Source organism: Halomonas sp. C22, assembly GCF_007655045.1.
GTDB classification, from domain to species: domain Bacteria; phylum Pseudomonadota; class Gammaproteobacteria; order Pseudomonadales; family Halomonadaceae; genus Vreelandella; species Vreelandella hamiltonii.
The window spans coordinates 35,038-56,827 of sequence record NZ_VBVC01000013.1; the positions used below are offsets into that span (position 1 = coordinate 35,038).

General features: G+C 61.8%; 19 protein-coding genes. 11 read left to right on the forward strand and 8 right to left on the reverse strand.

Annotated features, from left to right (window positions below; all coding sequences use genetic code 11):
• Window positions 1-108 precede the first annotated feature (108 nt).
• Window positions 109-1,926 carry a SurA N-terminal domain-containing protein gene (locus FEU76_RS17315; RefSeq protein WP_039181810.1) on the forward strand — a complete coding sequence of 606 codons (1,818 nt, stop codon included), beginning with the start codon at window positions 109-111 and terminating at the stop codon, window positions 1,924-1,926.
• 50 nt (window positions 1,927-1,976) lie between these two features.
• On the opposite strand, the gene FEU76_RS17320 is transcribed toward FEU76_RS17315, so the two are convergent.
• Window positions 1,977-2,768 (reverse strand): UDP-2,3-diacylglucosamine diphosphatase, encoded by a 792-nt coding sequence (locus tag FEU76_RS17320; RefSeq protein WP_144984630.1) that lies wholly within the window; start codon window positions 2,766-2,768, stop codon window positions 1,977-1,979.
• A 14-nt stretch (window positions 2,769-2,782) separates the two neighbouring features.
• The gene (locus FEU76_RS17325) at window positions 2,783-3,283 is read right to left on the reverse strand and encodes a peptidylprolyl isomerase (RefSeq protein ID WP_144984632.1); all 501 of its coding nucleotides are present in this window, start codon (window positions 3,281-3,283) and stop codon (window positions 2,783-2,785) included.
• A gap of 156 nt (window positions 3,284-3,439) precedes the next feature.
• Between FEU76_RS17325 and FEU76_RS17330 the strand changes: the two genes are divergently transcribed.
• The 10 genes from FEU76_RS17330 to FEU76_RS17375 all read left to right on the forward strand — a co-directional run bounded on the left by FEU76_RS17330 (window position 3,440) and on the right by FEU76_RS17375 (window position 16,028).
• Window positions 3,440-5,119 carry a glutamine--tRNA ligase/YqeY domain fusion protein gene (locus FEU76_RS17330; RefSeq protein WP_039181804.1) on the forward strand — a complete coding sequence of 560 codons (1,680 nt, stop codon included), beginning with the start codon at window positions 3,440-3,442 and terminating at the stop codon, window positions 5,117-5,119.
• 11 nt (window positions 5,120-5,130) lie between these two features.
• Window positions 5,131-6,516 (forward strand): cysteine--tRNA ligase, encoded by a 1,386-nt coding sequence (cysS, locus tag FEU76_RS17335; protein ID WP_144984635.1) that lies wholly within the window; start codon window positions 5,131-5,133, stop codon window positions 6,514-6,516.
• 104 nt (window positions 6,517-6,620) lie between these two features.
• Entirely contained in the window at window positions 6,621-7,544 is a 924-nt protein-coding gene (gene osmF, locus FEU76_RS17340) for a glycine betaine ABC transporter substrate-binding protein OsmF (protein WP_144984638.1), read from the forward strand.
• A 3-nt stretch (window positions 7,545-7,547) separates the two neighbouring features.
• The gene (locus FEU76_RS17345; protein ID WP_144984641.1) at window positions 7,548-8,747 is read left to right on the forward strand and encodes an ABC transporter permease; all 1,200 of its coding nucleotides are present in this window, start codon (window positions 7,548-7,550) and stop codon (window positions 8,745-8,747) included.
• Window positions 8,744-9,703, forward strand: a complete 960-nt coding sequence (locus FEU76_RS17350; protein ID WP_016913925.1) for an ABC transporter ATP-binding protein — start codon at window positions 8,744-8,746, stop codon at window positions 9,701-9,703. Before FEU76_RS17345 ends, FEU76_RS17350 begins: the two co-directional genes overlap by 4 nt.
• Window positions 9,703-10,512: an ABC transporter permease gene (locus FEU76_RS17355; protein WP_144984644.1), complete on the forward strand. Its 810-nt coding sequence runs from the start codon at window positions 9,703-9,705 to the stop codon at window positions 10,510-10,512. The genes FEU76_RS17350 and FEU76_RS17355 overlap by 1 nt, the downstream gene beginning before the upstream one ends.
• A 134-nt stretch (window positions 10,513-10,646) precedes the next feature.
• Window positions 10,647-11,849, forward strand: a complete 1,203-nt coding sequence (locus tag FEU76_RS17360; RefSeq protein WP_144984647.1) for a thiamine pyrophosphate-dependent dehydrogenase E1 component subunit alpha — start codon at window positions 10,647-10,649, stop codon at window positions 11,847-11,849.
• Window position 11,850: 1 nt separating this feature from the next.
• Window positions 11,851-12,828, forward strand: coding sequence for an alpha-ketoacid dehydrogenase subunit beta (locus tag FEU76_RS17365; protein ID WP_144984650.1), 978 nt, complete (start codon window positions 11,851-11,853; stop codon window positions 12,826-12,828).
• A gap of 17 nt (window positions 12,829-12,845) precedes the next feature.
• Entirely contained in the window at window positions 12,846-14,147 is a 1,302-nt protein-coding gene (locus tag FEU76_RS17370; protein ID WP_144984653.1) for a 2-oxo acid dehydrogenase subunit E2, read from the forward strand.
• An 18-nt stretch (window positions 14,148-14,165) separates the two neighbouring features.
• Window positions 14,166-16,028, forward strand: coding sequence for a protein kinase domain-containing protein (locus FEU76_RS17375; protein WP_144984655.1), 1,863 nt, complete (start codon window positions 14,166-14,168; stop codon window positions 16,026-16,028).
• Here the strand turns inward: FEU76_RS17375 and FEU76_RS17380 are convergent.
• The 6 genes from FEU76_RS17380 to FEU76_RS17405 all read right to left on the reverse strand — a co-directional run bounded on the left by FEU76_RS17380 (window position 16,025) and on the right by FEU76_RS17405 (window position 21,777).
• Window positions 16,025-16,690, reverse strand: a complete 666-nt coding sequence (locus tag FEU76_RS17380) for an ABC-type transport auxiliary lipoprotein family protein (RefSeq protein ID WP_144984658.1) — start codon at window positions 16,688-16,690, stop codon at window positions 16,025-16,027. The two genes, FEU76_RS17375 and FEU76_RS17380, sit on opposite strands and share 4 nt — an antisense overlap.
• Entirely contained in the window at window positions 16,687-17,628 is a 942-nt protein-coding gene (locus FEU76_RS17385; protein WP_144984661.1) for an MlaD family protein, read from the reverse strand. Before FEU76_RS17385 ends, FEU76_RS17380 begins: the two co-directional genes overlap by 4 nt.
• Window positions 17,629-17,633: 5 nt before the next feature.
• On the reverse strand, window positions 17,634-18,455 hold the full coding sequence (locus tag FEU76_RS17390; RefSeq protein WP_260851420.1) for an ABC transporter ATP-binding protein: 822 nt from the start codon (window positions 18,453-18,455) through the stop codon (window positions 17,634-17,636).
• On the reverse strand, window positions 18,449-19,561 hold the full coding sequence (locus FEU76_RS17395) for an MlaE family ABC transporter permease (protein ID WP_144984664.1): 1,113 nt from the start codon (window positions 19,559-19,561) through the stop codon (window positions 18,449-18,451). The genes FEU76_RS17390 and FEU76_RS17395 overlap by 7 nt, the downstream gene beginning before the upstream one ends.
• A gap of 84 nt (window positions 19,562-19,645) precedes the next feature.
• Entirely contained in the window at window positions 19,646-20,467 is an 822-nt protein-coding gene (locus FEU76_RS17400; RefSeq protein ID WP_039181768.1) for an IclR family transcriptional regulator, read from the reverse strand.
• Between the two features lie 101 nt (window positions 20,468-20,568).
• Window positions 20,569-21,777, reverse strand: a complete 1,209-nt coding sequence (locus FEU76_RS17405; RefSeq protein WP_144984667.1) for a 3-oxoadipyl-CoA thiolase — start codon at window positions 21,775-21,777, stop codon at window positions 20,569-20,571.
• Window positions 21,778-21,790: the final 13 nt, after the last annotated feature.

Genomic DNA, 21,790 nt, shown 5'->3' on the forward strand with positions numbered 1-21,790 from the left:
GCTCGCGTTTGCTGTAAGCTAATGGGCGCATCGCATCCGCGATGCGCCCATGTTCTTTTCTGGCCCGATGGTTTGGGCGATAAATGGCTTTGATGATCTGAGGCTAGCATGCTGCAAAGTATTCGAGATGGCTCCAGAAGCTGGGGTGCCAAGATAATCATTGGTGTCATGGTCGCGGCCATGGCGCTTTTTGGTGTGGAGTCGCTGTTCAGTGTCTTTGGTAGCGACCCCAATGAAGTGGCGAGCGTCAACGGCGAGCCCATCGTGCGTCAGCAGGTGGAGCTCGAAGTGCAGCGTGCGCTGCGCTCTGGGCAAGTGCCTCCTGAGCAGGAGCGGGCACTGCGCAACGATATGCTCGACCAGCTCATCACTCAGTCTTTACTGCGTCAGTATGCTGAGGACGGCGGTTTTTACGTCTCCGACGCTCAGCTTGACCAGATGATCGTGACACTGCCTGAGTTTCATGATCAGGATGGGCGCTTTTCTGCAGAAATGTTCCGGAATCGTCTGGCAGGAGCGGGTTACACGCCGCTCTCGTTCCGTGAAGAGCTGCGGATGGATATCAAGCGTCAGCAACTGCAGCAGGGCTTGGCCTTCAGTGACTTCAGCTTGGCCAATGAAGAGCAGCGTCTGGCAGACCTGCAAGGCCAGCAGCGAGATTTCCGCTACGTGATACTGGATGCCAATGATGCTGCTTATGAAGTAGAGGTCACCGAGGAGCAGATGCAGGCCTACTATGACGCCAACCAGGAACGCTTCGAGCGCCCGGAGCAGGTGCGCGTCGAGTACGTGGTGATCGACCGCCAGGCCATGGCTGAAGATATTGCTGTGGACGAGAGCGAACTCCGCGCTGCCTGGAGTGAGCAGAATCGCGATGCCGACCGTCGTGTTTCCCATATCATGGTGACCTTTGGTTCCGAGCGTGGCCGTGAAGAGGCCCAGCAGCTGGCCAATGAGGCGCTGGCTGACCTGAACAGTGGTGAGAGTTTCGCCGACACCGCCGTGCGTTTTTCGGACGACACCGCCAGTGCCGAGCAGGGTGGTGATCTGGGCGTGATCAGTCGCGGCTTCTTTGGCGATGCCTTCGATGACGCTGCGTTTGCCCTTGGGGTCGGTGAGACGTCCCAGGTCGTCGAAATGGACGGTGCTTTCCATATCCTGCAGGTTACCGAGCTGGATGCGCCTTCTTTCGAAGAGCAGCGTGACCGTTTGGCCCAGGAAGTGGCGCTGCGTGAGGTCAATGATGACTTCAATCGTCAGGTGCAGCGTCTGATCGATGAGAGCTTCGCGGCAGACGATCTGCAGTCCGTTGCGGATGACCTCGGCCTGACGCTCAACGAGAGCGACTGGTTGGCGCGTGGGGAAGGTGAAGGAGCGCTTTCCGAGCCGGGCGTGCTGGATGAGGCGTTCAGCGCTGACGTGCTGGGTGAAGGTTACAATAGTGAGGTCATCGAGCTGGACAGTGACCGTCGCCTGGTGCTGCGCGTGGCCGAGCATCGTGACGCGACGCTCTTGCCTCTTGACGACGTGCGTGATGAGGTAGAACAGGCCGTAGCGGCCCAGCAGCGCCAGCAGGCCTTGCAGGAAGAGGCCAATGAGATGATTGCGGCTCTGCGCGACGGTCAAGCCTTGGAGCTGGACTGGATGAGTGCGTCCAACATCACCCGTCAATCGGACAGCACTTTGCCACAAACGCTGATCCGTGAAGTGTTCCGTATGCCACACCCTGAAGAGGGCGACAGCGTTTACCGTGCCGTGGCCTTGCCTCAGGGCGTTGCCGTCGTTGCATTGGACAGTGTCAACGAAGGGCAGGCCGACGAGCAGATGAATGCTTTCGTGTCACAAATGGCCGAACAGCTGCGGGCTCAGGCGATCATTCAAGGATTGATCGATGACCTGCGCAGTGATGCCAGGATAGAGCGCTAAAACGAAAAAGCCGATCCATGTGATCGGCTTTTTCATGACGGGACCTGTGCTTAGTGCGATTCGCCGTCGAACCCGGGCGGGTTGGTCAGCGAGAACTGGCGCAGTACGGGCTCCGGGTGGCGCTCGCTCGAGTGCTCTACGACAATGTCCCAGCCGTGCGTCTCGTCCCAGTCGCCCAGCACGAAGCGCTTGGCAGGTACGTCTTCGACGGTGAGGTCATGGACCTTGGGGCGATGGGTGTGGCCATGGATCATGATGTTCACCCCATGGCGCTGCATCGTGGCCACGACTTCTGCGTGGGTCACATCCATGATGGCCTCGGCCTTGTTGGCGTTGGCATCCCCAGACTGCATACGCAGGCTCTTGGCCAACTCTAGCCGCTGCTCCAGCGGCATGGCCAGGATCTGCGCCTGCCACTCAGGGTGGCGAGACTGGGCGCGAAACGCCATGTAGGCCTCATCTTTGGTGCACAGGCTGTCACCGTGCAGAATGACGGCGGCTACGCCCTGCAATTCCACTTGCTCACTGTCGGGCAGCAGGGTTGCCTGACAGGCGTTGATGAAGCGTTCGCCGATCAGAAAGTCCCGGTTGCCGTGGATGAAAAAAATGGACGTGCCCGCATCGCTCAGTGCCCGCAGGCGCTTGATCACCTCATGGGCCACCCCGCTGAGGGGGTGAGGCGTATCCAGCAAGTCGTCTCCGATCCAGGCGTCGAACAGGTCGCCCAGAATGTAAAGATCCTCGGCCCCTTTGGCGGTATGCTCCAGGTAACGATAAAACCCCTGATTGAGCTCAGGGGTGTCGTTACTCAAATGCATGTCAGCGATCAGCAGCGTACGCATAAGACTCCCGACGGTTATTCCGCATCCTTCAGGTAGGCGCGCTCGATGACCACGTCTTCGGCGGGTACGTCTGCGTGCATGCCACGGCGCGTGGTGCTCACGGCCTTGATGGCGTTGACCACGTTCATGCCGTCCACTACTTCACCAAATACCGCGTAACCCCAGCCTTGCAGGCTTTTGCCGCTGTGGTTCAGGAAGCTGTTGTTACCGACGTTGATGAAAAACTGGGCGGTGGCAGAGTGGGGGTCCTGGGTACGGGCCATGGCCAGCGTGCCGATGGTGTTCTGCAGACCGTTGTCGGCTTCGTTTTCGATGGGGTCGCGTGTCGGCTTCTGGTTGAACTCCTGGTCGAAGCCGCCCCCTTGAATCATGAAACCATCGATGACCCGGTGGAACAGCGTGCCGTCGTAAAAGCCATCGCGCACGTATTGCTCGAAATTGGCTGCGGTGGCAGGCGCTTTTTCGTGATTGAGAGCAATAGTGATGTCACCGTGGTTCGTCTGTAATACGATCATGGATAAATTCCTGTTCAATAAAGGCGTTCGCCTTGGCGCTGTGCATCGGCGTCACGTTATAATAGCGGTTTTGCTCGGCACCGCGAAGCGCTAACCCGTTTAGCATAGGCATCGGTTGCCCGGCACGCCATCCACGATGAGGTTATCAACACCACCATGACCAACGAGACCACCCCAGCGCCGAACTTCATTCGCAACCAAGTACGCGACGAGATAGCGGGCGGCCAGGTCACCAAAATTGTGACGCGCTTCCCTCCGGAGCCCAACGGCTTCCTGCATATCGGCCATGCCAAGTCGATCTGCCTGAATTTCGGGCTCGCCGAGCAGTTGGGTGGTGAGTGTCATCTGCGGTTCGACGACACCAACCCGGCGAAGGAAGAGCAGGCGTATATCGATGCCATCAAGGAAGACGTCAGTTGGCTGGGCTTCGAGTGGGCAGGCCCCGTACGCTTTGCCTCCGACTATTTCGAGCAGCTCTATGCCTGGGCACAGCACCTGATCCGCGAAGGAAAAGCCTATGTCGACGACCTCTCTCCCGATGAGATCCGGGAGTATCGCGGTACCTTGACCGAACCCGGCAAGCCCAGCCCTTACCGGGAGCGCAGCGTCGAAGAGAATCTCGATCTGCTGGAGCGTATGCGCAAGGGCGAGTTTGCCGAAGGCGAGAAAGTGCTGCGCGCCAAAATCGACATGGCGTCGCCCAACATCAATCTTCGCGACCCCATTCTGTACCGTATTCGTCACGCCCATCATCACCAGACCGGTGACGCTTGGAAGATCTACCCTTCCTACGACTTCACCCACGGCCAGTCGGATGCCATCGAAGGGATCACCCACTCCATCTGTACCCTGGAGTTCGAAGACCATCGTCCGCTGTACGAATGGTTCCTGAACAATCTGCCGGTGCCCGCCAAACCCCGCCAGATCGAGTTTGCGCGGCTGAACCTCGACTACACGCTGACCTCCAAGCGCAAGCTCAAGCTGCTGGTGGATGAGCAGATCGTGGATGGCTGGGACGACCCACGCATGCCGACCATCTCGGGCATGCGCCGCCGCGGCTATACCCCGGCTTCGATCCGCAAGTTCTGTGAAATGATCGGCGTGACCCGTTCGGATGGCGGCCTGGTGGACATTGCCATGCTGACCCATGCCATTCGTTCGGACCTGGAAGACAACGCCCCCCGCGCCATGTGCGTGCTGAAGCCTCTGAAAGTGGTGTTAACCAACGTGCCGGAAGACCACGAAGAGGTCTACGAAGTGCCGGGCCACCCCGCCCGTGACGACATGCCAATGCGCAAGGTGCCGTTTGGTCGCGAGCTGTACATCGACCAGGACGACTTCATGGAGGATGCGCCGAAGAAGTTCTTCCGACTGGCCCCTGGCAAGGAAGTGCGTCTGCGCAATAGCTACGTGATCCGCTGCGATGAAGTCGTCAAGAACGACGCCGGCGAGATCCAGGAGCTGCACTGCTCGGTGGATTTCGACACCCTTGGCAAAAATCCGGAAGGCCGCAAGGTCAAGGGCGTCATTCACTGGGTCAGCGCCGCCCATGGTGTGCCGATGGAAGTACGCCTCTATGACAACCTGTTCATGGTCGAGCAGCCGGATCGCGACAAGGATGTGGATTTCCTCGAGCACCTGAATCCCGAGTCGCTGGTCACCTGCCAGGCCATCGGTGAGCCCAGCCTGGCCAGCGCCGCGCCGGAAGATCGTTTCCAGTTCGAGCGGATGGGCTATTTCTGCGCCGACCGCCACGCCTCCAGTGCAGAGCATCTGGTGTTCAACCGCACCGTGGGCTTGAAAGATAGCTGGGCGAAAATCAAACAGAAGGGTTAAGGAAACGTCATATGCACATTTACAATACGCTGACACGCCGCAAAGAGCCTTTTAAGCCCCTTGTCGATGGCAAGGTAAGCATGTACGTCTGCGGCATGACGGTGTATGACTACTGTCACCTTGGCCACGCCAGGGTGATGGTGGCCTTTGACGTGATTACCCGCTACCTGCGCCACCGTGGCTACGACGTGACCTACGTGCGCAACATCACGGATATCGACGACAAGATCCTCAAGCGTGCCGAGGAGAACGGTGAGGCCATCAGCGCGCTCACCGAGCGCATGATCGCGGCCATGCATGAAGACGAGGAGCGGCTGAATGTGCTGCCCCCCAGCCAGGAGCCCCGTGCCACGGGGCATATTGGCGACATCATCCGCATGATCGAAACGCTGGTGGAAAAAGGCTTTGCCTACGCCGCGGAAAACGGCGACGTCTACTATCGGGTGCGAAAGTTTGCCGATTACGGCAAGCTCAACAACCGCCAGTTGGATGACATGCGCTCTGGCGCGCGCGTGGAAGTGGACGTGCACAAGGAAGACCCGCTGGACTTCGTGCTCTGGAAAGCGGCCAAGCCGGGAGAGGCCCATTGGCACTCCCCCTGGGGGGACGGCCGCCCAGGCTGGCATATCGAATGTTCGGCCATGTCCACCTGCTGTCTGGGGGACACCTTCGATATTCATGGCGGTGGGCCGGATCTGACCTTCCCCCATCACGAAAACGAGATTGCCCAGTCGGAAGCGGCCACGGGCAAGACCTACGTGAACACCTGGATGCATGCCGGTGCCGTGCGCGTCAATCAGGAAAAGATGTCGAAGTCGCTGGGCAACTTCTTCACTATTCGTGATGTGCTGGCGGAGCATGACCCGGAGGTCGTGCGCTATCTGCTGGTGGCCAGCCACTATCGCAGCCCGATCAACTACTCCGTGGATTCGCTGGTCGAGGCACGCAAGTCGTTGACGCGCCTGTATACCGCCCTTGAAGGTGTCGAGGTGGCGTCTGAGGGTGAGCAGGGGAGTTATGCCGAGCGCTTCACTGCTTCCATGGATGATGATTTCAATACCCCGGAAGCGCTGGCCGTACTGTTCGATCTGGCAAGGGATCTCAACCGCGCCAAGAGCGACCAGCCGGAAGCTGCGCCCCGCCTGGCCGCAGAGCTGCAGCGCCTGGCGGGAGTGCTGGGGCTCTTGCAGCAGGCGCCGCGGGCTTTCCTGAAAGGGGCGCAGCATTCGATGGCGCTGAGTGAAGGCGAGATCGAAGCCAGAATTGCCGAGCGTCAGGCGGCCAAAGCCAACAAGGACTTCGCCCGCGCCGATGCCATTCGTGACGAGCTGGCAGCGCTTGGCATCGTGCTGAAAGACTCACGAGAAGGCACGACCTGGGTCATCGAAGCGCCTTGATGACGAAGGAAGTCGGATGCCGTTGAGGCGGCGTCTGACTTCAACGCAGTTGCCTCGTATACTGAAGCGACACTCTCAGGATGCTCACTCAAAGGATGACCCCCATGCGCCGACTGCTGAACCCCCTGCTGACCGCCTGCTTGTCCACGGTGGTCGTTACCTCGACGGTACTCGCGACGGCCCAGGCCAGCGAGCCGGTGGTGGTCTCTTCCAAAATCGACACGGAAGGCTCGGTGTTGGGAGAACTGATCATCCAGACCTTGGAGCGCAATGGGATTGCCACCCAAGACCGCCTGCAACTGGGAGCGACCAGCGTGGTGAGGAATGCCCTGCTGGCCGCTGAAATCGACGTCTATCCAGAGTATACCGGTAACGGTGCGTTCTTTTTCGATATGACCGACAGCCCGGTGTGGAACAGTGCTGATGATGCCTATCAGACCGTTCGTGAACGGGATGCGGAGCAAGGCTTGATCTGGCTGCAGCCGGCCAGTGCCAACAACACCTGGGCCATGAGCATTCGTCAGGATGTGGCCGAGACCCATGGGCTCGACACCCTGGAAGACCTGGCCAGCTATCTGGCCGACGGGGGCGAGTTCAAGTTTGCAGCCAGTGCAGAATTCGTCGAATCCGAGCAGGCCCTGCCGGCGTTTCAGGACGCCTACGGCTTCGAGTTGAGCGATGACCAGTTGCTGGTGCTCTCCGGGGGCAATACCGCCGCCACCATGCGCGCAGCCGCCCAGCAAACCAGCGGCGTCAACGGTGCCATGACCTACGGTACCGATGGCGGGCTCACCGCGCTGGGACTGCGGGTGCTGGAGGATACGCTGGGCGTGCAGCCGGTCTACCAGCCTGCGCCAGTGATACGAGAAGACGTGCTGGCCCAGTATCCCGACATCGAAGGCCTGCTCAATGACGTGTTTGCGACGCTGGATCTGGTGACCCTGCAAACGCTCAACGCGGACGTGGCCGTCAACGGTCGCTCTGCCGACCAGGTGGCTCGCGAATATCTCGATAGCCTGGATGACTGATGAATGTCGTTGATCGACGCACTGCCATCGCCAGCGGCCATTCGGCGCCGCTGGCAACCTAATGTCGTACTGCTGTGCCTGAACGCCGCCATGCTGGCGGCAGCCTGGTCTTTCCATCTGGTGACCGTGGCGCCCAATCGGATCGTCACGGGAACGGGGTTTGGAATGGTGGCGGCCATTGGCTGGCCAGGTGGCGTACTGGTATCGCTTCTGTTCATCGCCATGGCCGCCCTGGCCTGGGTGCCCAGCACGCGCCATTATCGGGCGCTGCTGGGGGTGATTACCCTGACCCTGTTGCTGATGCCGTTTGGCCTGATGGTCGCCGGGCACTGGCTGATACCCGTGGATGCGCCCCAGGCCAGGCTAGGCATCGGGACTGCCTACTGGACGGTGCTGTTCGTGCTGTTGCTGTGTCTGGTGGAAGTACGCCTGCGGCTTGGGCTATCCCGCTGGTGGACAGCGCTGCTGCTGCTCGGCATCGGCACCTTGTGGTGGCTGTGCGCTGCCTTCGGATTGCAGGCGCTGGCCCTGGTGCAGGAGTTTCAGGCCCGGGAGCGGCAGTTCTATCGTGCGTTGAGCCAGCATATCGTGCTGGTCAGCAGTGCCGTGAGCGTCAGCGTCGTGATGGGCATGCTGCTGGCCATGCTGATGCGCCGCTACCGGCGCCTTCAAACCGTCGCCTTTGGGCTACTCAATTTTCTGCAGACGATTCCCAGTCTGGCGCTGTTCGGCTTGCTGCTAGCCCCCTTGGCCTGGCTGGCGGCCAATGTGCCTGCCTTGGCAGCCATGGGCGTCAGTGGAATTGGCAATGCCCCGGCGCTGATCGCCTTGATTGCCTACAGCCTGTTGCCCATGGTGCGTAATACTTACGTTGCCCTGGAGGAGGTCAGTGCAGAGACCCTGGAAGCGGCCAAGGCCATGGGAATGCGGAGCCCGCAGCGGTTCTGGCAGGTTCGGCTACCGCTGGCGCTGCCGGTGTTGCTGGAAGGGGTAAGAGTCACCGCCGTACAGGCCATCGGGCTCACTGCGGTGGCGGCGCTGATTGGTGCCGGGGGGCTCGGCACCTTCATTTTTCAAGGGTTGGGGCAGGCGGCCATGGACATGGTGCTGCTGGGTGCGCTGCCAATCCTGGTGCTGGCGCTGATCGTGGATGCAGGATTAGGGGCGCTGGCGGAAGCGCTACGCCCTGGAGGACAGCAATGATCGAGCTTTCCCATGTCTCCAAGCAGTTTGGTGACGAAACGGCGGTGGATGATATTTCACTGCGGGTGGCCAAGGGCAAGTTCTGTGCCCTGGTGGGCACCTCCGGATGCGGTAAGTCCACCACTCTGCGCATGATCAATCGGCTGATCGAGCACACCCGTGGCGACATCATTCTGGATGGCCAGGCGATAGAGCACTACGACCCGGTCAAACTTCGCCGCCGTATTGGCTACGTCATCCAGAGCACCGGCCTGTTCCCGCACTGGACCGTCGCGCGCAATATTGGCCTGGTGCCGCGGCTGTTGAAGTGGGCTCCTGCCGAGGTCAGCCGCCGTGTCGAAGAGCTGATGGGTTTGCTGGGGCTGCCGGTGGGCGAGTTTGCACACAAATACCCGCATCAGCTTTCCGGCGGGCAGGCGCAGCGTGTGGGGGTGGCCCGCGCGCTGGCCGCAGACCCGGATATTTTGCTGATGGACGAGCCGTTTGGAGCCCTGGATCCGATCACCCGAGACAAGCTGCAGGATGAGCTGGCCCGCCTGCAGGCTCGGCTGCACAAGACCGTGGTGCTGGTGACTCATGATATGGATGAAGCCCTGAAGCTGGCCGACCACCTGGTCGTCATGCGCGAGGGGCGTATCGTCCAGCAGGGCACGCCTTTGGCGCTGTTGCAGCATCCCGCCGACCCCTTCGTCGATTCCTTGCTGGGCGGGCTGGAGCGGGGGCTCAAGCAGGCGGGGCTGACGCGCGTCAAGGATCACATGGCGTCTCTGGGCCCCACGCTGCCAGCCCAGTCGCGTATTCCCGCTGACTTTTCGTTGCGGCAGGGGCTTTCCATGATGCTGCGTGACCACAGCGACCGCTTGACCGTGGTGGACCAAAACGATGTGCCCATAGGCGAGCTGTCGCTGCGTAGAATCGTCAAGGAAGCCCAGTTGGACAGGGGCACCCTAACGTGATGCCGGATCCATCTCGCTCTGCGTCTTCGACCTCAGCCACCTCGAGCGCTGTCCCCGCGAGTTCCACCGCTTCGCGCTATGCCGCGTGGGGCTGGCCACTGGCCTGGGTGGCCTTGTTGCTGGTGCTGGTGTTGGCCATGCCCACTCTGGAACCGCTGTTTCGCTGGGTAGAGCCCAATGCGCGGCAGGTCATCTACGGACGTGCCGATTTTGTCGATTTGCTGGCCCGGCATCTGCTGGTGGTGAGCGTGGCCGCGCTGGTCACGCTTCTGGTGGGCGTCTCGGCAGGCATTGCCGTCACCCGGGCCAAGGGGCAGGATTTCCTGCCGCTGGTCGCTCAGCTGTCGTCGCTGGGCCAGACGTTCCCGCCCGTGGCGGTGCTGGCGCTGGCCGTGCCGGTACTGGGGTTTGGCACGCTGCCGATCATCGTGGCGCTCATGCTGTATGGGCTGCTGCCCATCGTGCGCAATACCTTGACGGGCATCAACGAAGTAGACCCCAACGTCAAGCAGGCGGCCATCGCCATGGGTATGACGCCCTGGCAGCTGCTGTGTCATGTCGAGCTGCCGCTGGCCATGCCGGTCATTCTGGCGGGCGTTCGCACCTCGGTCACCATCAACATTGCCACGGCGGCGCTGGGTGCGACCGTGGGGGCCAGTAATCTGGGTGACCCGATCATCGCGGGGATCGTTAATGGCAACATGGCGTACATCGTCCAGGGGGCGCTAGCGATTGCCCTGCTGGCGCTCAGTGTCGATAGTGCCTTCAATGCCCTCCAACAACGCCTTGCACGCCGATCTGCGTCTTAAGTTGAATCCCTAACGGCGGGAGACTGCGTTACTGTCCAAGTGTTGCGTTGACGTGTGTCAGATAAATCCACTGGCACAAACGGTCATCACCAACAACACTGCCCTCAAAAGGGGTAAAAACAAGGACAATAACCATGACTCAGTTTGTACATCAGCCGGCCTTCATGACCGGCGACGAATTCACCATAGACACTTTCAGCGTGCTCAGCCCCGAGGGCGAGCTTTATGAAGGTGCCGATGAACCCACCTTGAGCCGCGATCACGCCCGTAGACTCTACCAGGCCATGCTGGCCACGCGTATTCTCGATGAGCGCATGATGGCCGCGCAGCGCCAGGGCAGGCTCAGCTTCTACATGCAGTGTACCGGTGAAGAGGCCGCGGTGGTGGGTGCCACCGCAGCCCTGGACGATGCCGACATGATCATGGCGCAGTACCGTGAACAGGGCGCACTCATGTATCGCGGGTTCTCCATCGACGAGTTCATGAATCAGCTGTTTGGCAACGAGCTGGACTATGGCAAGGGGCGGCAGATGCCGATCCACTATGGTTCCCGCAAGCTGCATTACATGACCATCTCTTCGCCGCTGGCCACTCAGATTCCCCAGGCAACCGGCTATGCTTATGGCCAGAAGCTCGCAGGTGAAGGCCACTGTACCCTGACGTTCTTCGGTGAAGGGGCTGCCTCGGAAGGCGACTTCCACGCCGCCCTGAATATGGCCTCGGTGCATCAGGTGCCGGTCATTTTCTTCTGTCGCAACAATGGCTATGCCATCTCGACTCCCGCCACCGAACAGTTTGCCGCGGATGGCATTGCCCCGCGTGCGTTCGGCTATCACATGCACGTCATCCGCGTGGATGGCAACGACGCCCTGGCCGTCTTCGAAGCCACCCGCCAGGCGCGCAAGATAGCCGTGGAGCAGCATCAGCCGGTGCTGATCGAAGCCATGTCCTATCGCTTGGCGGCGCACTCCTCCTCGGACGACCCATCGGGCTACCGTGCCAAGAGCGAAGAGGAGGCGTGGCGAGTCAAGGACCCGCTATTGCGCATGCAGCGCTGGCTGGTGAGTAAAGGGTGGTGGAGCGACGATGAGGAGTCCCGCCAGCAGGAGAGCCTGCGGCGAGAAGTGCTGGAAACCATGAAGCGCGCCGAAAAGCGTCCGCCGCCGCCGCTGGACTCCTTGATCACCGATGTCTATGCCGACGTGACGCCTGCCTTGCAGCGCCAGTTGGATCAGTTGAAACGGCACATTCGCCGCTATCCCGATGCCTACCCGCGCGGCGCTCAGTCGCTGGACCCCAGCGTATCGACGGCCCACGACGCACAGGGAGATGCCTAGTATGAGTACCATGAACATGCTGCAGGCCATCAATAACGCCCTGGACATCGCCATGGCGGAAGATGACAAGGTCATCTGCTTTGGTGAAGACGTGGGGGTTTTTGGCGGGGTATTCCGAGCGACCAGCCATTTGCAGGAGAAGTATGGCAAGGCGCGCTGTTTCAACACGCCGCTGGTGGAGCAGGGCATCATCGGCTTTGCCAACGGTCTGGCAGCCCAGGGCTCGGTGCCCGTGGCGGAGATCCAGTTCGCCGACTACATCTTTCCCGCCTTCGACCAGATCGTCAACGAAACTGCCAAGTTCCGCTATCGCTCTGGCGATCTGTTCAACGTGGGTGGCCTGACCATCCGCACGCCGTATGGCGGCGGCATCTCGGGTGGCTTGTATCACTCTCAGTCGCCGGAAGCCTACTTTACCCACACGCCGGGCCTCAAGGTAGTGGTGCCGCGTAACCCCTATCAGGCCAAGGGGTTGCTGTTGGGGGCGATCCGTGACCCCGACCCGGTCTTGTTTCTGGAGCCCAAGCGCCTCTACCGGGCCGCCGTGGGCGAGGTGCCCGAAGACGACTATCAGCTGCCCGTTGGTGAGGCCGAAGTCGTCAGGGAGGGCAGCGATATCACCCTGGTGGGTTGGGGGGCGCAAATGGAGGTGATCGGCAAGGCCGCCGAGCTGGCCGAAGAGCAGGGCATTGCCTGTGAGGTCATCGATCTGCGTTCACTGCTGCCCTGGGATGTGGATACCGTTGCCGAGTCGGTCTTCAAGACCGGTCGTATGATCGTCAGCCACGAAGCGCCGCTGACCGGAGGTTTTGCCGGTGAGATCGCCGCCACGATACAGGAGCGCTGTTTTCTCTATCTGGAGTCGCCGATTACTCGGGTGACCGGACTGGATACACCTTTCCCGCTGATCCTGGAGAAAGAGTACCTGCCGGACCATCTGAAAATTTTTGAAGCGATTCGCGAAAGCGTGAATTTTTGACGCAAGGGAGAACGGTCATGAGTGATTTTTTACTACCGGATATCGGTGAAGGCATCGTCGAGTGTGAAGTGGTGGAGTGGCGAGTGGCCGAAGGCGACACCATCGAAGAAGACCAGCCCATCGTCGAGGTCATGACCGACAAGGCGCTGGTGGAGATCACTGCGCCCGAAGCGGGCACGGTGACCAAACTGTATGTGCCCCAGGGGAAAATCGCCAAGGTACATGCGCCGCTTTACGCCTATCAAGGTGCAGAAGAGGGTGCCAAAGAGAGTGCAGAAGAGGTTGCAGAAAAGAGTTCAGAGAACACTCGTTCCCCTGCCAGCGACGCTGCTGAAATCAGTAAGCCGCCACCTTCTACGCCATCGCCCAGCGTCGAACAATCGACGCCACAGTGCCCGACGGAAGGGCCAGCCTGCCCGGTGAAAACCCCGGCCAGCCCGGCCGTCAGGCGGCTGGTGCGCGAGCATCGGCTGGTGCTGGCGGACATCGCCGGTAGCGGCAAGGATGGCCGCGTATTGAAGGAAGACGTGCTGGCGCATGTGAAGTCCAGCCACGCTGCGCCCAGCGGCACGGCCCATCACACCCAAGGGAAACCGGCGGTGGGCCAGTCAGGCCCCGCCCGGGTCGAGCCCCTGCGCGGCGTGCGCGCCGTCATGGCTCGGCGCATGGTGGAAGCCGCGACGACCATACCGCACTTTCATTATGGGGAAGAGGTGGATGTCACTGAGCTGCTGGCGCTGCGCGAGCGCCTCAAGCCCCGGGTGGAAGCGCTGGGGGAGCGGCTGACGCTGATGCCCTTCTTCATGAAGGCGCTGGCGCTGGCCGTGGTCGAGCACCCCATCCTCAATGCGCAGCTCAATGCCGAGGGGGACGAGCTGCACTATTTTGCCCAGTGCAATATCGGCATGGCGGTGGACAGCAAGGCGGGCTTGCTGGTGCCCAACGTGAAAGCGGTGGAGCAGCTGAGCCTGCTGGACATTGCTCGGGAGGTGAGCCGATTGACTCAGGCAGCGCGGGAAGGCCGTGTGGATCAGGCGGACCTCAAGGGTGGCACCATCAGTATTTCCAATATTGGCGCCCTGGGCGGCACCTATGCCGCTCCCATCATCAACGCCCCGGAAGCGGCCATCGTGGCCATCGGCAAGACCCAGTGGCTGCCGCGTTTCGATGCCGAGGGCGCCGTGCAGCGACGCGCCATCATGACCGTGACCTGGGCGGGAGACCATCGATTTATCGACGGCGGCACCATTGCGCGCTTCTGCAACCACTGGAAAGCGTCTCTGGAAGCGCCAGAGACCATGCTGCTGCATTTGGCCTGACCCAAGGCCATTGCCCCCATGAGCCAGGCAGCGCTACAGCAGTTCTATATTCCAGAGGAGCAGTCGGTCTATCTGCTGAGCCATCACGATGCGCGCAAGCTGAAAGACTGGGTAGCGCTGTGCCAGGCTCAGCTGGTGCAGCTGGGATACCGGGACATCGAGCTGATTGGCAAGGGGGCCTATGGTTTCGTGTTTGCGGGCAGCGCTCAGCAGCAGGGGCAGCCCACCCACTATGTGTTCAAGTTCTCGCGCATCACGCTGCCTACCCACTTGCAAGAGCGCCTCGAAGAAGAGGCGTTCATGCTCGACCAGGTCAGCCACCCTCTGATTCCCGGACTGATCGCCTATCAGCGCGTGCGCGGCCAGTCCATTCTGGTCATGGAGCGCGCGCCCGGCTGGAATCTCGAGCAAGTATCGCTGCGCCAGGGGCGGCTCTCGCCGCGCCTGGTGGTGCATATTGCCGCGCAGTTGGCAGAGATTCTGGTCACCCTGCGCCGGGAAACCGGCCCCCATGCCCGCCCGGTGGTGCATGGCGACATCAAGCCTTCCAACCTGGTGTTCGACGCCAGCAGGGAAAGCATCGCCCTGATCGATTGGGGGTCGTCGGTCTTTGCCCAGCTGGATGCGGCGCTGCAGTTCGTCGGTGCCAACGTGATGGAGCTGATGTCGGATAACCTGCAGCAGACCAACGCACGGCTGGGCGATGTCTACTTCATCGGCGATGAGCAGCTCAACGGCGCGCTGTCATCGCCGCGTTTCGACGAACAGGGGGTGGCGGGGACCCTGTATGCCCTGGCATCGGCACAGTCCTGCCGTTTTGGCTGCCGGGCGATTCCGGCCAGTGCGTTGGGCCTGCCTATCGAGTTTGCCCGCACGCTGGATGGGCTGCTGGATGCCGACCCGGCCATTCGCCGCCGCGCGGGGGATCACTTCATTCGTGAAATGCCGCGCATGGCCAGAACCGTGATGATCGACTTGCCTGCCGTGCCGCCGCCGCCCCTGGTGCCGATCTGGGGGCATCGCCAGCGTCGGGAGATCGATACCGTGGTGTACAGCTCTCGCAAGGCCTTTCTGCGCGAGGCCAGCGTCGAAGAAACCCTCAATGACGTCAATGACGTGCAGCTGGACCGCTACTACAAGCAGTTCATGCAGGGCATGGGTGACACCGAGAAAGCCTTTCTGGCATCGGTGAGCCGGTTGGGCAAATACCCCGTGGTGGGCGGGCTGGCCGTGCGCTGGGAGCGGGAGGGCGTCTATATCGACTCGTCGCTCAATCTGCACGACCCCGACCTGAAGCCCGCCTTTACCGAAGCGGTGAATAACATGGTGCATCTGGCGCGGGCCATCCATCGCCAGGGTATTTTCAAGAGTTGCCTGTTCAATGCGCGGCAGACGCTGCACCTGGAGCGGGAAAGCGCCGATGCTTCGTTCGCTGCGCAGCCGGGCATGACCATCGGGTATGAGGTGAGCTCCGTGCCGGAGATGGAGGATCGCACCCGCCAGCACAGTTACTTCGAAGATGGTCCGGATCCAGAAGAGCTGCTGGTGTTGCCCGAAAGCATCATGGCCCTGCTGGAGCAGCTCAATGACATTCACCATACCGGCATGATCATCTTCGAGGCGCTGCCCAGACACCTGAAGATTCATAGCTACTACCGTCTGCTGGACCCACGCCGAGAGCAGGCATTCTCTGCGCTGCTGGCGCACATGCTGGACAGCGTCAATCAGATCGAAGGGCTGGGGGTGTCGGGCTTCATGAAAATGCCCTACAAGGACACCCGGTTCTTTACCCACCTGGAGTGCCAGCCTGCCCACTACTACCCCAGAGACCCGCGCGACTATCTGCGCAAGCTGAGCGGTGGGGCAATCGATCCGCGTTAGCGGGTTACCTCGCGGGTCAGCCACTCGCCCAACTGCTGATTCAAATCATCGGACGCTGCGCCAAAGGCATCGACCACGTCGGCAATGGCGACGCTGCTGGCACGCTTGCGTATGGCGAAGCTGCTGGTCGCCAAGGGCGCGCGGTTACTGTCAACCAGCTGTACATCCAGCTGCACGTTGACGCTGGGCGGCGTATCGTCATATTCGCTCTGGAAGTGGCGCAGCTCGCTGAGCAGGGTCAGGTCGTGGGGCAGGCGATCACTGCCGACGCTCGCAAACCGCTGCTGGGCCTGCAGGCCTTCGATGAGCCGGGCCTTGAGCATGTCCGGAGCGTCCTCGTGCCAGCGTGCGCCTTCGTAGACGTTCACCACGTTGCCTTCCGGAAATACCACCATGCGGTTGCTGCCCAGCAAGTGCCCCGTTTCTGGCGTGGCGATGCCCAGCGTCATGGCGTGGGTGGCCGCTGCATTCGGCTGCCCTGAGGTGTCTACGGCCGGCAGCCGATAGAGCGTGGCCGGTTCGTTGTCGGGCAGGATCGAACAGGCCGTCAGGGTGGCCAGAATGATCAGCAGGGCGCCTGTACGCAGGGGGCTGATTCGAAGGGCCCCGTTTCGAAGTAGCCTGATGTGCAGGGCTTTGGCTCGCAGGGTCTTGAACATCATGGGCGGAACTCCTCTATCTGGTCACGACCCAGCAAAAAGTTGGTGGGGTTCTCTTCGAGCTGGCGGGTAATGCGATCCAGGGTGGTCAGGGTGGCGCGCAGCGCCGCCAGGGCCGGGGCAATATCGCGGGTGCTTTGCAGCGTGCTTTCCACGGCACCTGCATTGTCATCCACCAGCTGTTCGATGCGCTGGGCGGCGTTGGCCACGTCGCGGCTGGCATTCTCGGCGCTCTGCATGACCTCTCGACCTTCGCGGCTGAGCAGCGAATGCGCTTCCTGGCTTAAGGTCTCGATGCTTTCCAGGGTGGCGGTGGCCTGACGCGAGACCTCCCCGAACAGGGCCATGTTCTCGTCCAGAGCAGACTGCTGGGAGGCAATCATGTCGGTGATCTGGGCAACGTTGGTGAGAATGTTGCCTGCCTCCTGGCGATTGTCGTCGTTGAACAGCTCGTTGACGTTTTTCAGAATGGCGTTGATGTTGTCGATCATCTCTTCGCCCTCTTCGAAGAGCGTGGCAATCGGCGACGGGTCGGCGCGAATGAAGGGCATGTCGTCATCGCTCTGGTCCAGCAGGCGCGGGGTCTCCGGCGTGCCGCCATGCAGCTGAACGGACATGCTGCCAGTAATGCTGGCAAAGGCCAGACGTGCCCGGGTATCGGTCTTGACCGGGGTGTCGTCGTACACACGGATACTGGCCAGCACCTGGCGGGGGTCATCCGGGTTGAGGCTCAATTCGGTGACATCACCTACCTCGATGCCGTTGTACTGCACCTTGCTGCCCACCGCCAGGCCGCTGACGCTGCGCTCGAACAGGATGCGGTAGGGCTGGTAGTCGCGCTCGCCCGCCGCGTGGCTCATCCATAGGGCAAAGAGCAGGGCAGCGGCTGCCGTGAGTACGGTGAACAAGCCGATCATGATATGGTGCGCGCGGGTTTCCATGTGTCTCACTCCTCGCAGGAAGTCGGTTCGGCAGAGCGCTGCGCGGCGCGTCCACGGGGGCCATTGAAATAGTCCTGTATCCACTCGTCGTCGGTCTGGGCGACTTTCTCCAGGGTATCGGCCACCAGCACGCGCTTCTGGGATAACACCGCGACGCGGTCGCAGGCGGCGTAGAGCGTGTCCAGGTCGTGGGTGACCAGAAAGACGCTAAACCCCAGGGCATCTCTCAAGGTGACCAGCAGCTGATCGAAGGCGGCGGCCCCGATAGGGTCCAGCCCGGCGGTGGGTTCGTCGAGAAACAGAATGTCAGGGTCCAGGGCCAGGGCGCGAGCCAGCGCGGCGCGCTTGACCATGCCCCCCGACAGCGACTCCGGGAACTGTCGCGCCGCCTGCGGGGGCAGGCCGACCAGCGCCAGCTTGATGCGCGCCAGGTACTCGGCTTCTTCTCGGGACAGCTTGGCGTGCTCGATGAGGGGAAGCGCGACGTTTTCCTGTAGCGTCAGCGAGCTGAACAGGGCACCACGCTGGAAAAGCACGCCAAACCGCCGTTCGACCTGGCTGCGCTCGGCATCGCTCAGCTCGTCGAGCCGGTTGCCCAACACGTCGATGCGGCCCCCATCGGGCTTCTTGAGACCGACGATACTGCGTAGCAGTACGGATTTGCCGGTGCCCGACCCGCCGACCACGCCGAGAATTTCACCGCGCTGCAGCGTCAGGTCGAGGTCTTCGTGGACCACGTGGCTTCCAAAGCGGTTGACCAGCCCCTCGACGGTGATGGCCGCGTGGTCGTCTCGGTCATCGGGTGTCTTGTGGTGTTCCTTTACCATCCCATCTCCATGAAAAAGAGTGCCGCCAGGGCGTCCAGTAGAATCACCATGAAAATGGATTGTACGACGCTGGAGGTCGTATGGGTGCCCACGGACTGGGCACTGCCGCTGACCTTGAAGCCTTCCAGGCAGCCAATCACGGCAATCACGAAAGCAAACACCGGGGCCTTGCTCATGCCCACCAGAAAATGCGTCACCGAGACGTCGTTCTGGAGCGTGTCCATGAATTGGGTCAGGGAGATATCCAGCGAGAGGGTGGCGACCATGGCGCCACCGACCAGGCCACTGAGCATGCCGACGAAGGCCAGCAGGGGCAGGCTGATCAGCATGGCCATGACCCGGGGCAGCACCAGCAGCTCGATGGGGTCCAGCCCTTGGGTTTTGAGGGCGTCGATCTCCTCGTTGGATTTCATGGCACCCAACTGCGCCGTGAAGGCGCTGGCAGTACGCCCCGCCAGCAGAATGGCCGCCAGCAGCACGCCGAATTCACGCAGGAAGGAAAACGCCACCAGGTCGATGGTGTACACCGTGGCCCCAAAGTCTTCCAGCACCGTGGCCCCGAGAAAGGCCACCACGGCCCCCACCATGAAGGTCAATAGGGCCACGATGGGCACGGCATTCAGGCCACTTTGCTGCACATGGGCCACCGTAGCGGTGATGCGCCAGCGGCTGGGCCGAAACACGAGCGGGGCGAAGGCCGCCAGTACCAGACCGACAAACCCCAGCAGTTGACGCTGCTGAGACCACAAACCGCTCATCTGCTGACCGATGGAAGCCAGCGCTTCGCTGACACGAGAGGCGCGCGGTTGGTCATTTTCCAGCGGGGATGCCATGGCCTCGGCCAGACGTATCAGCAGAGCTTGCTGCGCGTCCGGTAGCTCGCTGGCCCACTCATTTACCTGCTTGGCTTTGTCAACGCCTACCAGCTCGATGACCAGCGCGGCGCCCGCCGTGTCCAGTTTGTCGAAGCCGGGCAGCTGGATAGACGCCTCAGAGACCTCCTGCTGTCGATTCAGCGTGTCTCTCAAGGCCGAATAGTGGCGAAGCGTCCATTCCCCGTGCAGCGCTATGTGATCATCGTGTTGCGTGATCCACTCGTTTGGCATCCCTGCTCCCCATGTGCCGACAAGGCGATTAATGCTCCATGATGCATTCAAACGAGCGTTAGTGAAAGGTCGTCGGCAACGGGATTAACGTGAAGCCCCATATTTGGGGGCGAGTTCCTGCTTGATGCGGGCAGCGACCTCCTTGAGTCGTGGGCCAAGATTGTTGACCAGGCGATCATGATCCAGCCGCAGGCTGGAGCCGCCACAGTTGATGGCCATGACTTCCGCACCATCTTCCAGAATCAGCGGCATCGCCACCGCGCTGATATCCCGCTGCCAATCCTGTTCGGAGAGGCAGAAGCCGTACTCGGCATAGTCGTGCAGGCTCTGTTCGATGCCCGCCTGCAGGCGGGGCCAGTCGCTGCCATGAAACGCGGCCAGCTCTTGCATCACTTGATGGCGACGCTCGCCAGACAGCCCGCAAAGCCACGCGCGCCCGATGGCCGACGTGGCGATGGGCAGCCGGGAGCCCACGTCCAGGCGAATGATCAGCGGGCCGTGGCCATGGCAGGTTTCCAGATACACCATGTCGCTGCGGTCGGCACTGCCCAGGCTGACGTTACAGTCGGTGGCATCGGCAAACTGCTGCAGATGGGGGCGGGCGACTTCGCGTATTCCCATGTTGGCCAGAAAGCGGTAGCCCAGTGCCAGCACCCCTGGCCCCAGGCGGTACTTTTCCAGATGGCGGTTATGCTGCAAGTAGCCAAGCTGGGTCAGCGTGTAGGTCAGCCGTGACACCGTGGGGCGGGGAATGCGGGTGCGATTGGAGAGCTCCGCATTGCCCAGGTACTCCTCGCCCGTTCCAAAGGCGCGGAGCAGTTCCAGCCCACGCGCCAGCGCGGTGACGAAGTTGCGGTCTTTTTCGGAGGGTTGCGGCTCATCAGCAGCGGCGTCGGTGGGTTCCATCAAGCGTCTCGGCTAATCGTTTCATTGAGTGGCAAGTATCGCATACCTGCGCTGGGGCGATGCAAAGCGTGATGACAAATGCCATCAACGCTTGGCCTGCGTCAGCGGTCCAGGCGCTCGATGATGGTGGCAATGCCCTGACCCACGCCGATGCACATGGTCACCAGCGCATAGCGCCCGCCGGTGGCTTCCAGCTGGCGCAGGGCCGTGAGGGCCAGGCGCGCGCCCGAGGCACCCAGCGGATGGCCGATGGCAATGGCGCCGCCGTTGGCGTTCAGGCGTGGGTCGTCGGCGGAAAGCCCGAGCTGCTGAACGCAGCCCAGCACCTGCACCGCAAAGGCCTCGTTGATTTCGATGACGTCCATCTGTGCCAGCTCAAGGCCAGCCCGGGCCAGCGCTTTTTGCGACGCGGGCACCGGCCCCAGGCCCATCACCCGAGGGGCAACGCCCGCCACGGCGCTGGCCACGATACGGGCACGGGGGGCAATTCCGGCACGCTCGCCCGCAGCCAGGGTGCCGACGATCAGCGCCGCCGCCCCGTCGTTCAACCCGGAAGCGTTGCCTGCGGTCACGACGCCGTTGTCGAACAGCGCACCCAGCCTGGCCAGTTTCTCTTCGGTGCTTTCCGGCCTGGGGTGCTCGTCCTTGTCCACCATCAGTGGCGGCTGTTTGCGCCCCTGGGGTACTTCGACGCCGAACATCTCGCCGTCATAAAAACCGTTGGCCAAAGCCTGGGCGTAGCGAGCCTGGGAGCGGGCGGCAAAAGCGTCGCTGGCGTCGCGGCCAATGTTCAGGTCGTGGGCGATGTTATCGGCGGTTTCCGGCATGCTGTGGCTGCCGTACTCTTTGGCAATCCACGGGTTGGGGAAGCGCGAGCCAATCACGGTATCGAACATGGGCTGATTGCGCGCGTAGGGGGAGTCGGCTTTGCCCAGCACGTAGGGCGCACGCGACATGGACTCGACCCCGCCCGCCAGGAACAGCTCGCCTTCGCCCAGACGCGCCGCCCGGGCGGCGTCCATCATGGCGGCCAGGCCGCTGCCGCACAGCCGGTTGACCGTCTGCCCCGCGACATCAATGGGCAGGCCCGCCAGCAGCGCCCCGTGGCGGGCCACGTTGCGAGAGTCTTCGCCCGCCTGGTTGGTGCAGCCCGCCAGCACCTCTTCGTAGCTTTCAGTGGCAAACGGATTGCGCGCCACCAGCGCTTTTAACGTCAATCCCAGTAACTCATCCGGGCGAATGGCCGCCAGGCTGCCGCCATGGCGGCCAAAAGGGGTGCGTAATCCGTCGTAGATATAGGCGTCTTGCATGGTTGTTCTCCTT